Genomic DNA, 12,754 nt, shown 5'->3' with positions numbered 1-12,754 from the left:
CCATCATGTCCATCATCACTTGCGATACACCCCGTTCCGCGCTGGACGAAACCGCGTGGCGCGCCGTTTGCAAGACGGCCGCCGAGCATGCCCAACGTGGTTGCGGCCTGTCCTGGGATCACTGGGTCACGCTTTTCAGCTCGGAGATCGACGCGCAAGCCAGTCGATTGCCGGAAAGCCAGCGCGTTCATGCGCTGGAAATCGCGACCCAGGAATGGGACTACGCAACACCCGCCGAACGGCAGGAAACCCAGGACTGGCTCGCTGAAAACGGCTGCTGTTCGCATGGGATCACGCTGGGTTGCTGCCCGGCCGGTTGCGGTTCCTAGCCCGCACTGCATTCCATCGCCGCACACGCGGCATTCCATCACCCGCTGGGGGTTCTTCCCCACGGGGAGGCCTCTGGCTCTACATTCTTCAGGAGGCCTCTCATGGGCTGGTATTTCTCTCCCCAATCGCGGTCTGAACTGATCGCGGAACTGATCGCACCGCAGGAGACCGAGCGCGCCAGCGTGAAGGTCATCGCCCACACGCTGCGCGGCAACGTCCTCTGGTCCGTCGCGGAAGTGACGGCCAGGGCCGAAGGCGTGCATCGTGATCTCGCACCGGGCCAGTCCCTGCGCTACATCCGCTGCGATCTTCTGGAGCGCAGCGGCAGCCAATGGGGCTACAAGCCCTTGGACGAGTCCATGCACCCGTACTACTACTCGTGCCCGTTGAGCTACCTCGACATGACGCCGGAGCAGTCCGCCGACTGGCGTGCAGGCGTTCGCGCCTACCACGCGCGGCGGCGCACCCCCACGGCATCCACGGCACCCGCCGCGGCGCTGTTGGCCTGAGTCAGGAGGAACCGACATGGACCCGATCCTGGCTGCGCTCCCCGCCTCACTGTTGAAACTCGTTGAAGGCAGTTTGTCCAACGACGAAGTGTCTTCCGACGAGGAAATGCAGGAGTACTTCATCAGCAACGGCCTTACCGAGGAACAGGCGCGGCAGGCGCTGACCTACCGCGACCAGTACCTCAACAACATCTACCTGGACGGCTTCACGCCGATCACCGCGGTGGACGAGGCGCTTCACTTCAACCCGCACACCCGGCAGTTCGAGCCGGACTGAGCGATTTTCTTCCACCCCCTGGGGCAGTACTTGCCCCGGCGGGCGGTGCTGTTCCCGTTCATCCGAGGACACCACCATGCCCGCAAACACTTCTTCCACGCTGTACCGCATCGACGAATGCCCGGACGTGATGGCCGACGCCTGCGTCGGCGATGACCAGGGCAACCTGATCTTCCTGTCCATCTGGGCGCGCGACACCGCCGTCCAGCAGTTCCTCGCTCGCCTGACCCTCGGGCGCGACGAGCAAGGACTGGACCAGTTCCACGTCATCACCGACCAGGGCGGCAGCGTCCCGGTGTTCGTCGGCAACGTCGATCGCCTGGAAAAGCGCATGACCCGCGCCTACCGGCGAACGCTGTTCGGTTCGCTGTCCAACGTGTGGCTGTTCGACCGGCGTTGCGTGAAGCCCGACAAGGCCAACGCCAGCGCGCTGGCATTGCTGCCACGCGACAGCTCCCACCGGCTTGACCGCCTGTGGATGCTGGTGCGGGACACCTGCCCGTTGCCGCTGCTCGACCACTGGCGCGAGACCGTGCTGGAACTGCTGCAAACCCGCGAGATGCTGGCCCGCCTTCCGTTCGCCCTCGGGCCGTTGGAAGGCCATCGGCTCGCCATCGACGTGCCGGCGCTGACCCTGGCGCTGGGTTCCCTGATCCGAAGTGACGTACTCACCGCCTATCCGTATCCGGCCAAGATTTGGACGCCGGAAGCGGTAGCGGCTTGACCCACCTGCGGAGGCACGCCTTGGCGTGCTTCCGCCATTCCTCCCCGCCAACCAGGAGACTTCCATGGCCCTCATGTTCCCGCGGCTTGCCCGCAATTTCGCCAAGAACGGTTACTACCCGACCGACGAACCCACGCTCGAAAGAGCCCTCAACGCACTGATGCCCAGCGACGGGCCGATGTGCATCCTCGATCCCTGCGCCGGCGAAGGCGTGGCGATCGCCGAAGCCGCCCATGCCCTCGGGCGCGAGCAGGCCAAGGCGTTCGCCGTCGAGTTCGACCCGGAGCGGGCACGTCATGCCCGCGGCCTGGTCGATCACTGCCTGCACGCGGACCTGATGGACACGATGGTCTCCAAGCAATCCTTCGGGTTGCTCTGGCTCAACCCGCCGTATGGCGACCTGTCCAAGGACGTCAACGGCAACATCGGCTACCAAGGCCAGGGCCGTGCCCGCCTCGAAAAGCTGTTCTATCAGCGTTCGCTGTCGCTGTTGCAGTACGGCGGCGTGCTGGTCTTCATCGTCCCCGGCTACGTGCTCGACGCGGAGTTGGTCGGTTGGCTGACACGCCACTACACGGACCTGCGCATCTACCGAGCGGTGGAAACGCAATTCAAGCAGGTGGTGATCTTCGGCCGAAGGGTGCGACAGCGTGAACAGGCTCCCGATGGCGTCAAGGCCGTGCGCAATCTGCTGCTGCAGGTTGGGCTTGGCGAAGTCGAAGCCGAGGAGCTGCCGAGCGATTGGCCGTTCCTGCCGTACATCGTCCCCGCCAGTCCGGCCGAGCCGGAGCATTTCTTCCGCGTGACGATGGAGCCCGAGCAGTTCGCCGACGAGGTTGGCAGGCTGCAAGGCCTCTGGCCGTCGCTGGACACGCACCTGGGGGCCGCGCAGCAGTCGCTGCGTCCACCGGCGCGGGCTTTGTCCCACTGGCATCTCGCCCTGGCTCTGGCCGCGGGCGCGATCTCGGGGGTTGTGCGCTCCAAGACCGGGCGCGTGCTCGTCGTCAAAGGTGACACCCACAAGGACAAGACGCTCCAGCGTGAATTCACCGAACGCGAAGACGGCTCGATCGCCGAGACCCGCATCCTCACCGACAAGTTTGTGCCCGTCATCCGCGCGTGGGACATGACGCCTGGCTCCGCGACACGGGGCGAGGTGTTGACCATCCGCTGACTCACCGGACGCGCTGCCGTCCTGCTATTCCCACATCGAAGGAGAAACACCATGTTCGCAAACCCGTTCAAGCGGCCCGCGCCGCAGAAGCAACCGTTGTTCGCACCGGGTACGCTGAAGTTGAGCGAGAAGGTGCATTGGTTGGCACGCAAAGGCCTGATCGACCCCTTGGCCTATGTCCAGCGCCACGTGCGCGGTGACTGGGGCGAGATCGACGAGGCCACCCGCCAAGCCAACAACGTCGCAATCCAACAGGACAACCTAATGATCTCGCAGTTCAGGATCACGCCGGACCTGGCACTGATCGTCAAGACCAGCGAGGACCATGAAACCACGGTGGTCCAGCTATCCGAGGAGCAAGATCTGATTTGACGGCCCCACATCGTCATTCTCATCCACCTGACGGAGCCACTTCACTCCGCCAGGGGTGTCGTGGCTCAATAACCTTTCAAGGAGGAGCCCATGGCATCACATCGCATCGAAACCTACTGCCAGAGGCTGGCGTTCCCCATCGGGGCGCTTATCTTCAGCAAAGGCATTGACCGCCTGGTCCGCTCGGGTCGCCTCGACCCGATCCCGTACTTCAGGCGCCACACCCGTGGTGACTGGGGCGACGTCAACGTCCAGCAATGGCAGGCCAACAGCACCGCGCTTCAATCAGGTGCTTCGCTGGCATCGCACTACGTGATCCACCCGGGGCTGGCCATTCGCATCGTTACCGACGCGGAGCGCCGCGCCACCGTCATCGTTCTGCCGTCCGAGGACTGAGCACGGTTCACCCGCTGGCCATCCAGGCCAGCACCTTCAACCACCTTCGGCCACGCGCCGATTTACTTCCCACCACGGGGCATGCCACTGCCCCACTGGGGGTGGTGCATGCCCCATTTTCTTTGGAGCATCACCATGTCCCTCGATCTCGAAACCAATGCCGCTGAAGCCGCGCCCGTACAGGGCGAACTGCTCGATGCGGAATCTTCCCCTCTGACCCTGAGCCTTCAGGATTTCGTCGGCGAGTTCGGCGACGAACTGCTCGACGCCCTCAACAGCGCTAATCCGCCGGTCTATACCGGCCAACCGCAGGCACATCGCCAGCTCATCGTCGCCAGCCTCAAGCGCAAGCTGTTCCAGGCCCAGGCCGAAGTCGTCCATGCCGCCGCCGAGCTGCTGATTGACCGTGGCGAACATGCCGCGATCGTCAATGGCGAAATGGGCTGCGGCAAGACGACCGTCGGCATCGCCACGGCCGCCGTGCTCAACGCCGAAGGCTACCGCCGCACCTTGGTTCTTTCGCCGCCGCACCTTGTTTACAAGTGGCGGCGCGAGATCCAGGAGACGGTAGCAGGCGCCAAGGTGTGGGTGCTCAACGGCCCCGATACCTTGGTCAAGCTCATCAAGCTACGCGAGCAGTTGGGCGTGCAGCCCACGGGCCAGGAGTTCTTTGTCCTGGGGCGCGTCAGGATGCGGATGGGGTTCCACTGGAAGCCTGTCTTCACTCAGCGGCGTACCCGCCACGGCAACGTGGCAGCGTGCCCGGACTGCGGCACGGTCATCACCGATCTCGACGGCGAGCCGGTCAACCCGGTCGAACTCGAAGCCGAGGAATCCCGCAGGAAGTGCAGCCACTGCGCCGCCCCCCTGTGGACGCTGATCCGCCCGAGAAGCCTGTCCGGCAGCGATCAGTCCTCGGCCGTCCTCAAAGCCTTGAAGCGCATCCCGACCATCGGGGAAGTCACCGCGCAGAAGCTGATGCAGAAGTTCGGCGACGGCTTCCTGGCCTCGATGCTCGGCGACAACATCCATGAGTTCATCAACCTCATGGACGGCAACGGCGAACTGGTGTTCTCCGACCGTCAGGCCACGCGCATGGAACGCGCGATGGCCAACATGGAGTTCGGGTTTGGCGAGGGCGGCTATCAGCCGTCCGAGTTCATCAAGAGATACCTGCCGCAAGGCACGTTCGACCTGCTCATCGCCGACGAGGCACACGAGTACAAGAACGGCGGCAGTGCCCAGGGCCAAGCCATGGGCGTGCTGGCGGCGAAGGCTCGCAAAACCTTGCTGCTGACCGGCACGTTGATGGGCGGCTACGGGGACGACCTGTTCTACCTGCTGTTCCGAGCCCTTCCCGGGCGGATGATCGAAGACGGCTACCGCCCGACCACGAGCGGCAGCATGACCTCGGCCGCGATGGCGTTCATGCGCGATCACGGGGTCTTGAAGGACATCTACTCCGAGAGCGCCGGCACGGCGCACAAGACGGCCAAGGGCACCAAGGTATCGGTGCGCACGGTCAAAGCCCCGGGCTTCGGCCCCAAGGGCGTCTTGCGCTGCATCCTGCCGTTCACGATCTTCCTCAAGCTCAAGGACATCGGCGGCAACGTCCTGCCGCCGTATGACGAAGAGTTCCGCGAAGTCGCGATGGACACGGCGCAAGCCGCGGCCTACCGCGATCTGGCGGGCCGGCTGACCGCGGAGCTGAAACAGGCTCTGGCGCGACGCGATACGACTCTGCTGGGTGTGGTCCTCAACGTGCTGCTGGCCTGGCCGGATTGCTGCTTCCGGTCGGAAACCGTGGTGCATCCGCGCACGCGCAACACCTTGGCGTTCGTCCCGGCTCAGTTCAACGAGTTCGAGATCAGCCCCAAGGAGCGTGAGCTGATCGATATCTGCAAACAGGAGAAGGCGCAGGGCCGCAAGGTCCTCGCCTACACGGTCTATACCGGCACGCGCGACACCACGTCGCGCCTGAAGGTACTGCTGGAGCAGGAAGGTTTCAAGGTGGCGGTGCTGCGCGCGAGCGTGGATGCAAGCCGCCGCGAGGACTGGATTGCCGAGCAACTGGATCGTGGCATCGACGTGCTCATCACCAACCCCGAGTTGGTCAAGACGGGATTGGACCTGTTGGATTTCCCGACAATCGTGTTCATGCAGTCGGGCTACAACGTGTACTCGCTCCAGCAGGCGGCCCGCCGCTCCTGGCGCATCGGGCAGAAGCACCCCGTGCGCGTGATCTATCTCGGCTACGCCGGTTCCTCGCAGATGACATGCCTCGAACTGATGGCCAAGAAGATCATGGTCTCGCAGTCCACCTCGGGCGATGTACCCGAATCGGGGCTGGATGTCCTGAACCAGGATGGTGATTCCGTCGAGGTCGCACTGGCCCGGCAACTGGTCGCCGCCTGATTCCCACGCCACAAGCCGGCCTAGCGCCGCCGGCATTTCTGTTGTTCCCACCTTGCAGCCACGCCCACGTTCTCCGTGGACGTGGCTGCGCTTTTTTCATCCCAAGGAGATTTCCATGAATACCAACACCCAACCGTCCGAAGCCATCGACACCCAACGGAAGCTGGAAGCCGAGATTGCGGATTTCCTGCGGCAGCGCATCGAAGATGGGAACCTCGATGCGGAGGACATCCCTGTGCGCCTGGCACGCTATGGTCTGATGGCCCCCGAGGCGTTCCTCGCCGAAATGCGTGAGCGCATGGGCATCGACGACGAGAAATAAGAGACCCATTTTCACAGGCCCCAACTTGGGGCCTTTCTTTGGTGAAGGCGCTGCCGGCAAATCGGGCGCTGTCTGGTTCGCATTGTTTGCTGCCGCTCGTAGCCCGAGCGGCGATGGTGAGGGCTCGATGTTTCAGGACGCCGAGCTATGTGCCCCTCTCCACCCTGGTTTCACCATCCCGAACGCCGCCTGCTGGCGGGATTTTTCGGCCTGCTTTGGTCGGTGCTGGCCGGTGGCTGCGCGACGACGACTGCGCCGGTCGCGCCCGACACCATCGAGGAAGTCTCGGCCGCGCCCGAACCCGAAGCGCCCGAGTACATCCCGGTCGTGCGCTACGCCCGCTACACGCTGGTCGAACTGGCCCCTACAGCGGCGCAGCGCGACCTGCTGTTGCAGACCATCGACGTGTCGATGCCCGAGGATGCCCGCGCCACGGTCGGCGATGGGCTGCGGCATGTGCTCAAGCGCAGCGGCTACAGCCTGTGCCAAACGGCGCATGCCGTGATCGAGCTGTATGAGCTGCCGCTCCCGGCGGCGCACCTGCATCTCGGTCCCATGACCTTGCGCGATGCGCTGCTCACCCTGGCTGGTCCGGCCTGGGAACTGCACGCGGATGACCGCGCACGACAGATTTGCTTCGAGCGGCCCGGCGACAGCGTGGCCGCCGAACCCATGCCCGAACCGACCGCCGCCGATGCGGTGCAGACCTTCCCGCTGATGCCTTCCACTCCAGGAGGCCAGCCGTGAACGCTCCGCAATCTTCGCGTCGCCCGACCGCCGCCGTGGTGGTGCAAAGCATGCTCTGGCTCTGGCTGCTCGGTCTAAGCGTCATCGTGGCCCTCGGCTACCAGGCGATGAGCGACCAGGCCGACCAGGAACGGCTCGATTCCCGTCTGCAACGCCTCGAAGCGCAGGCGGTGGCCCTGGCCGAGGCCATCGAGACCATCCAGCAGCGTCCGGCCGTCGCAACGGCGGCGGACCTCAAAGACACCCGCCAAATCCTGGAAGCACGCGCTTCCCAGGTTGAGAAAACACTGAGCGGCTACGCAGCCGCCGACGACCTTCAGGCGCTGCGCGCGGAGATCGAGCAGATCAAGACGCGCCAGACCGCCGCGCGTGCAGCAGCCCCCGTCCAGCCGCGCACATCGAGCAAGCCCGCCGCCAAGTCTGAACCGCCGCCATTGCCGTTCCGCATCGTCGGCGCCGAACTGCGCGCCGGCCAGCGCAGCGTGTCCGTCGCGCCGAGCAGTGGGGACTTCACGCCCGACCAGCTTCAGGTGCTGCTGCCCGGTGATGCGGTCGGCCCATGGCGCTTGCAGGCAATCGATGGCAGCGCCGCGGTGTTCCAAGCCGGCGACCAGACCCGTCGCGTGGCGATTCCCTGATCGGAGCACACCACATGAAGCCGTCGATCATCCTTTCCGCACTCCTACTGGCTTCAGTCCAGTGGCCCGCGTGGGCGCAGCAGTCAGCCACGGCTCCCGCTCGCAATGCGCAGAGCCAGGAGCGCCCGCTGGCCGCCCGCGTCCTGGACGACCGAGTAGCAAGCAACTGGGGCCTCCAACCCCAGGAATGGGTGCGTTACCGCGAGCTGATGGATGGGCCGCTGGGAATCTACTCGCCCAACCTGGACCCGCTGTCTGCCCTAGGCATCGAGGCACGGACCGACGAAGAACGGCGGCGCTATGCAGAGCTGCAGGTGCAAATCGAAGCACGCCGCGTCGAGAAGTTGCTCGCCTACCAACGCGCCTACGACGAAGCCTGGCAGCGCCTGAACCCCGGCATGCAGCGCGTGAACCTGCCCGACGACGGGCCGGGCGCCGGCACCGCGCGCGGCAGCGGCCGAATGGCGGTGTTCGTCAAGGACGGCTGCGCGGCCTGTGGGCAGCTCGTGCAGCGCCTGCAATCCTCGGGTGCCGAGTTCGACCTGTATATGGTGGGCAGCCGCCAGGACGATGCACGCATCCGCGACTGGGCCAAGCGCGCGCAGATCGACCCGGCGCGCGTGCGCAGCGGCAGCATTACCCTCAACCACGACGGCGGCCGCTGGCTGTCGCTGGGCCTGCCCGGTGACTTGCCCGCGGCTGTGCGCGAGGTGAACGGCCAATGGCAGCGTCAGCCGTAGCGGCCACCTCCGTCTCGCAGCTCCTGCGCGCACTGGTGCTTGCTACCGGCCTGTGCGCCTGCGCCGTCCATGCCCAGGAGGTTCCACCACCGGCCTACCAACTCGCCGCACAGCGGGCGGGCATCCCCTCGACCGTGCTCTTCGCCGTGGCCTTGCAGGAGAGCGGTGTTCGGCGCAACGGGCGCATCGTCCCGTGGCCGTGGTCCCTCAATGTCGCCGGCCAGTCGCGCCGCTTCGCCACGCGCGCCGACGCCTGCTCGGGCTTGCAACAGGCAATGCGCGCCACGCCCCACACGCGCATCGATGCAGGCCTGGGCCAGATCAACCTCGGTTACCACAAGCACCGCTTCACCAGCGCGTGCGACCTGCTGGACCCCTATCGCAACCTCGCCATCGCCGCTGAGATCCTGAAGGAGCAGCACACGTCCGGCGAAGACTGGCTGTTGGCGATCGGCCGCTACCACCGTCCTGCGGGCGGCGAGCCCGCCGCCCGCTACCGGCGCAGCGTGTCGCGCCATCTCGCGCGTGTGCAGGGCGCACGCCCAAACGCCGCGGTGCTCGCCACGCGCCAGGAGACTTCCCCATGACGAAATCCCATCTGGCCCTGCGGGGCCTGCTTGTGCTGCTGGCGGGTCTGCCGCTGGCATCGCGTGCCGGCGATCCGCTGATCGTGGTCGAAGATCGCGGTGGCACGTCGGCGCTGCCGTACTACGAGGCCCTCAACCTCCAGCCGCGCGCCGATGTCCCGGCCCGGCCGCCCATTCCGACGCCACAGGTTCCCGCCACACCCGCGGACGAGGCAGCGATGCTGCCGGTGCGCAGCACCAAACTCACGCCTGGCACCGTCGCTCGGCGCGTGATCGAAGCGCCCGGCCTGCGGCCGTTCGTGGTCATCGGCGACGACGACGCCTCCCGGGCCTGGTTGCAGCGCCGCGGCGTTGCTTTGCGCGAACGCGGCGCGGTCGGCCTAGTGGTCAATGTCGAGACCGCGCAGGGCCTGGCAGGGCTGCGTGCCCTGGTGCCGGGCGTGCCGCTCGCGCCCGTAGCCGGAGACGACCTGGCCGATCGCCTAGGCCTGCGGCATTACCCGGCGCTGATCACGGCCACCGGCATCGAGCAATGAAGCCATGTCGGGGAAACAGCCGGTCGAGGTTCTGCTACGCCCAGCGGTGGAGCTATACACCGTCGCAGCGTGTGCAGGCGCCGCGTTTCTGTCCCTGGTGGCCCCGTGGTCGCTCGCGCTGAGTCCGGCCATGGGCGTCGGCAGCGCCCTGGCGTTCGGCGCCTACGGCGCGATCCGCTACCGCGACGCTCGCGTCATCCTGCGTTATAGGCGCAACATCCGCCGCCTGCCGCGTTACGTGATGACGAGCAAGGATGTGCCCGTCAGCCAGCAGCGGCTTTTCATCGGGCGCGGATTCCTGTGGGAGCAGAAGCACACCCATAGGCTCATGCAGACATACCGGCCGGAGTTTCGCCGCTACGCGGAGCCGACACCGGCCTATCGCCTGGCGCGTCGGCTGGAGGAACGGCTGGAGTTTGCGCCGTTCCCGCTGTCCCGGCTCTCCGCTCTCACGGGCTGGGACGTTCCGTTCAACCCTGTGCGCCCGCTGCCACCTGTAGGTGGCCTGCCGCGGCTGCATGGCATCGAACCCGACGAGGTGGACGTCAGCCTGCCGCTGGGTGAGCGCGTCGGACATTCGCTGGTGCTGGGCACGACGCGCGTGGGCAAGACGCGGCTGGCCGAGCTGTTTGTGACTCAGGACATCCGTCGCAAGAACGCTGCCGGCGAGCACGAGGTCGTGATCGTTATCGATCCCAAGGGCGACGCGGATCTCCTGAAGCGGATGTACGTCGAAGCCCAGCGCGCAGGCCGTGAAGGCGAGTTCTACATCTTCCACCTCGGTTGGCCGGAAATCAGCGCCCGCTACAACGCGGTAGGACGCTTCGGTCGCATCTCGGAAGTCGCCACCCGTATCGCAGGGCAACTCTCCGGTGAAGGCAACAGCGCGGCCTTCCGGGAGTTCGCGTGGCGCTTCGTCAACATCATTGCCCGCGCTTTGGTGGAACTGGGGCAGCGCCCGGACTACATGCTGATCCAGCGGCACGTCATCAACATCGACGCACTGTTTATCGAGTACGCCCAGCACTACTTCGCCAAGACCGAGCCCAAGGCCTGGGAGGTGATCGTCCAGATCGAGGCCAAGCTCAACGAGAAGAACATCCCGCGCAACATGATCGGGCGCGAGAAGCGCGTGGTCGCGCTGGAGCAGTACCTTTCCCAGGCGCGCAACTACGACCCGGTGCTCGACGGCTTGCGCTCGGCAGTTCGGTACGACAAGACCTACTTCGACAAGATCGTCGCATCGTTGCTGCCGCTGCTGGAAAAGCTCACCAGCGGCAAGATCGCCCAGCTCCTGGCCCCGAATTACTCCGACCTGACCGACCCGCGCCCGATCTTCGATTGGATGCAAGTCATCAGGAAGCGCGCCATCGTCTATGTGGGACTGGACGCGCTGTCCGACGCCGAGGTTGCCGCAGCGGTCGGCAACTCCATGTTCTCCGACCTGGTTTCGGTCGCGGGCCATATCTACAAGCACGGGATCGACGATGGCCTGCCGGGCGCATCCGCTGGCACGCGCGTGCCGATCAATGTCCATGCGGACGAATTCAATGAACTCATGGGTGACGAATTCGTGCCCCTGATCAACAAGGGCGGCGGTGCCGGGCTACAGGTCACGGCGTACACACAGACCCTCTCGGATATCGAGGCCCGCATCGGCAACCGCGCGAAAGCTGGCCAGGTGATCGGCAACTTCAACAACCTGTTCATGCTGCGCGTGCGCGAGACGGCCACCGCCGAACTGCTGACGCGGCAGTTGCCGAAGGTCGAGGTCTATACCACCACCATCGTCTCCGGGGCGACCGATAGCTCGGACATCCGTGGCGCGACGGATTTCACGTCGAACACCCAGGACCGCATCAGCATGTCCAGCGTGCCGATGATCGAGCCATCGCACGTAGTCGGCCTGCCAAAAGGCCAGTGCTTCGCGCTGCTGCAAGGCGGCCAGCTTTGGAAGGTTCGCATGCCGCTGCCGACACCAGACCCGGATGAAGTGATGCCGGCGGATCTGCAGCAACTGGCCGGATACATGCGCCAGAGCTACAGCGAGGCCACGCAGTGGTGGGATTTCACCAGCTCCCCTGCCTTGCAGGATGCGGCCTTGCCCGATGACCTGCTGGACGATGCTGCTCCAGCCGAGCCTGCTGCGGTGGCCACCGACACCGACCACAGTACCGACGAGGCCGCGCCATGAAGGACGCCGCCTCGACCGCGCAGCGGGAGCAGAACCAGCGCCAGGGTCTGATCGTCGGCACCATCACCTTGCCATTTCGCCTGCTCGGGGTATTGATTGGCTCGCTGCTGTTCTCGATCGTGGTGGAGTGCGTCGGCATGCACCTGTTCTGGAAGGATCAGGGCTGGCGCCATTCCCAGCAGATGTTGCAGTACGAGCTTGGGCACCTGTCCAGCCACTTCACGCGCAGCGTGGTCGTGCAGGAGCCAGGGCGCACGGCGCACGAGTTGGTGGATACAGGCTACGAATGGGTGTTCGTTCGCTCGGGGCTGCTGGCGCGCATGAGCCAGACCGCCGAGCGCGTCCGCGCGCCCAGCCACGAGCAGGCGCGCAACTTCCGCTACTACATCAGCCAAGTCTATGTCTGGGCCGAGAGCTACCTCATCGCCGCAGCCTTCACGACGCTGACCTTCCTAGTGCGCCTGCTGGTCCTGGTGCTCACGCTGCCACTGATCTTCACGGCCGCCTTCGTCGGTCTGATTGACGGTCTGGTGCGACGCGACGTGCGCAGGTTCGGCGCGGGCCGCGAATCCGGGTTCATCTACCACCGTGCAAAAGCCAGCCTCATGCCGCTGGCCGTGCTGCCGTGGATCACGTACCTGGCGCTGCCGATCTCGGTGCATCCATTGCTGATCCTGTTGCCGAGCGCCGCCTTGCTGGGACTGGCCGTGAGCCTGACTGCGGGCAGCTTCAAGAAGTACCTCTAGCAGATCAATCCGGTCATCTGCAGGTTCCTATTGTTTGCGGCCTGAAA

Annotated in this window: 16 protein-coding genes; all 16 read left to right on the top strand. The window is 65.5% G+C overall.

Annotated features, from left to right (window positions below; translation table 11 throughout):
- Window positions 1-5 precede the first annotated feature (5 nt).
- The 16 genes from ACYVDM_RS05235 (at window position 6) to ACYVDM_RS05160 (ending at window position 12,707) form a co-directional block, all read left to right on the top strand.
- Window positions 6-329 (top strand): hypothetical protein, encoded by a 324-nt coding sequence (locus tag ACYVDM_RS05235; protein WP_009459695.1) that lies wholly within the window; start codon window positions 6-8, stop codon window positions 327-329.
- Window positions 330-431: 102 nt separating this feature from the next.
- Entirely contained in the window at window positions 432-839 is a 408-nt protein-coding gene (locus ACYVDM_RS05230) for a hypothetical protein (RefSeq protein ID WP_009459693.1), read from the top strand.
- A gap of 16 nt (window positions 840-855) precedes the next feature.
- Window positions 856-1,116, top strand: a complete 261-nt coding sequence (locus ACYVDM_RS05225; protein ID WP_009459691.1) for a hypothetical protein — start codon at window positions 856-858, stop codon at window positions 1,114-1,116.
- A gap of 76 nt (window positions 1,117-1,192) precedes the next feature.
- Window positions 1,193-1,840: a hypothetical protein gene (locus ACYVDM_RS05220; protein WP_019726336.1), complete on the top strand. Its 648-nt coding sequence runs from the start codon at window positions 1,193-1,195 to the stop codon at window positions 1,838-1,840.
- Window positions 1,841-1,865: 25 nt separating this feature from the next.
- The gene (locus tag ACYVDM_RS05215) at window positions 1,866-3,014 is read left to right on the top strand and encodes a DUF6094 domain-containing protein (protein WP_219805742.1); all 1,149 of its coding nucleotides are present in this window, start codon (window positions 1,866-1,868) and stop codon (window positions 3,012-3,014) included.
- A gap of 51 nt (window positions 3,015-3,065) precedes the next feature.
- Window positions 3,066-3,386: a hypothetical protein gene (locus ACYVDM_RS05210; protein WP_009459687.1), complete on the top strand. Its 321-nt coding sequence runs from the start codon at window positions 3,066-3,068 to the stop codon at window positions 3,384-3,386.
- A 90-nt stretch (window positions 3,387-3,476) separates the two neighbouring features.
- Entirely contained in the window at window positions 3,477-3,782 is a 306-nt protein-coding gene (locus ACYVDM_RS05205) for a hypothetical protein (protein ID WP_009459685.1), read from the top strand.
- A 135-nt stretch (window positions 3,783-3,917) separates the two neighbouring features.
- Entirely contained in the window at window positions 3,918-6,197 is a 2,280-nt protein-coding gene (locus tag ACYVDM_RS05200) for a helicase-related protein (protein ID WP_019726337.1), read from the top strand.
- Between the two features lie 115 nt (window positions 6,198-6,312).
- Window positions 6,313-6,519, top strand: a complete 207-nt coding sequence (locus ACYVDM_RS05195) for a hypothetical protein (RefSeq protein ID WP_009459683.1) — start codon at window positions 6,313-6,315, stop codon at window positions 6,517-6,519.
- 147 nt (window positions 6,520-6,666) lie between these two features.
- Entirely contained in the window at window positions 6,667-7,266 is a 600-nt protein-coding gene (gene pilL2 / locus ACYVDM_RS05190) for a PFGI-1 class ICE element type IV pilus protein PilL2 (RefSeq protein WP_009459682.1), read from the top strand.
- Window positions 7,263-7,904 carry a hypothetical protein gene (locus ACYVDM_RS05185; RefSeq protein ID WP_009459681.1) on the top strand — a complete coding sequence of 214 codons (642 nt, stop codon included), beginning with the start codon at window positions 7,263-7,265 and terminating at the stop codon, window positions 7,902-7,904. Before pilL2 ends, ACYVDM_RS05185 begins: the two co-directional genes overlap by 4 nt.
- A gap of 14 nt (window positions 7,905-7,918) precedes the next feature.
- The gene (locus tag ACYVDM_RS05180) at window positions 7,919-8,644 is read left to right on the top strand and encodes a TIGR03759 family integrating conjugative element protein (protein WP_009459680.1); all 726 of its coding nucleotides are present in this window, start codon (window positions 7,919-7,921) and stop codon (window positions 8,642-8,644) included.
- On the top strand, window positions 8,626-9,231 hold the full coding sequence (locus ACYVDM_RS05175; protein ID WP_009459679.1) for a transglycosylase SLT domain-containing protein: 606 nt from the start codon (window positions 8,626-8,628) through the stop codon (window positions 9,229-9,231). Before ACYVDM_RS05180 ends, ACYVDM_RS05175 begins: the two co-directional genes overlap by 19 nt.
- Complete coding sequence (locus ACYVDM_RS05170; protein WP_009459678.1) at window positions 9,228-9,767, top strand: integrating conjugative element protein; 540 nt, start codon at window positions 9,228-9,230, stop codon at window positions 9,765-9,767. The genes ACYVDM_RS05175 and ACYVDM_RS05170 overlap by 4 nt, the downstream gene beginning before the upstream one ends.
- 4 nt (window positions 9,768-9,771) lie before the next feature.
- Window positions 9,772-11,961: a type IV conjugative transfer system coupling protein TraD gene (gene traD / locus ACYVDM_RS05165; RefSeq protein ID WP_009459677.1), complete on the top strand. Its 2,190-nt coding sequence runs from the start codon at window positions 9,772-9,774 to the stop codon at window positions 11,959-11,961.
- Window positions 11,958-12,707 carry a TIGR03747 family integrating conjugative element membrane protein gene (locus tag ACYVDM_RS05160; protein ID WP_009459676.1) on the top strand — a complete coding sequence of 250 codons (750 nt, stop codon included), beginning with the start codon at window positions 11,958-11,960 and terminating at the stop codon, window positions 12,705-12,707. Before traD ends, ACYVDM_RS05160 begins: the two co-directional genes overlap by 4 nt.
- Window positions 12,708-12,754: the final 47 nt, after the last annotated feature.

It is taken from the genome of Bordetella tumulicola, assembly GCF_054779135.1.
The sequence above is the reverse complement of the archived record's forward strand: the minus strand, read 5'-3'. Positions and strand labels throughout refer to the sequence as shown.

Coding starts and splice junctions, on each gene's coding strand:
- ACYVDM_RS05195 (WP_009459683.1), top strand. CDS start 6,313: ATGAATACCAACACCCAACCGTCCGAAGCCATCGACACCCAACGGAAG.
- ACYVDM_RS05210 (WP_009459687.1), top strand. CDS start 3,066: ATGTTCGCAAACCCGTTCAAGCGGCCCGCGCCGCAGAAGCAACCGTTG.
- ACYVDM_RS05205 (WP_009459685.1), top strand. CDS start 3,477: ATGGCATCACATCGCATCGAAACCTACTGCCAGAGGCTGGCGTTCCCC.
- ACYVDM_RS05170 (WP_009459678.1), top strand. CDS start 9,228: ATGACGAAATCCCATCTGGCCCTGCGGGGCCTGCTTGTGCTGCTGGCG.
- ACYVDM_RS05200 (WP_019726337.1), top strand. CDS start 3,918: ATGTCCCTCGATCTCGAAACCAATGCCGCTGAAGCCGCGCCCGTACAG.
- ACYVDM_RS05230 (WP_009459693.1), top strand. CDS start 432: ATGGGCTGGTATTTCTCTCCCCAATCGCGGTCTGAACTGATCGCGGAA.
- pilL2 (WP_009459682.1), top strand. CDS start 6,667: ATGTGCCCCTCTCCACCCTGGTTTCACCATCCCGAACGCCGCCTGCTG.
- ACYVDM_RS05220 (WP_019726336.1), top strand. CDS start 1,193: ATGCCCGCAAACACTTCTTCCACGCTGTACCGCATCGACGAATGCCCG.
- ACYVDM_RS05180 (WP_009459680.1), top strand. CDS start 7,919: ATGAAGCCGTCGATCATCCTTTCCGCACTCCTACTGGCTTCAGTCCAG.
- ACYVDM_RS05235 (WP_009459695.1), top strand. CDS start 6: ATGTCCATCATCACTTGCGATACACCCCGTTCCGCGCTGGACGAAACC.
- ACYVDM_RS05160 (WP_009459676.1), top strand. CDS start 11,958: ATGAAGGACGCCGCCTCGACCGCGCAGCGGGAGCAGAACCAGCGCCAG.
- ACYVDM_RS05225 (WP_009459691.1), top strand. CDS start 856: ATGGACCCGATCCTGGCTGCGCTCCCCGCCTCACTGTTGAAACTCGTT.
- ACYVDM_RS05175 (WP_009459679.1), top strand. CDS start 8,626: ATGGCAGCGTCAGCCGTAGCGGCCACCTCCGTCTCGCAGCTCCTGCGC.
- traD (WP_009459677.1), top strand. CDS start 9,772: ATGTCGGGGAAACAGCCGGTCGAGGTTCTGCTACGCCCAGCGGTGGAG.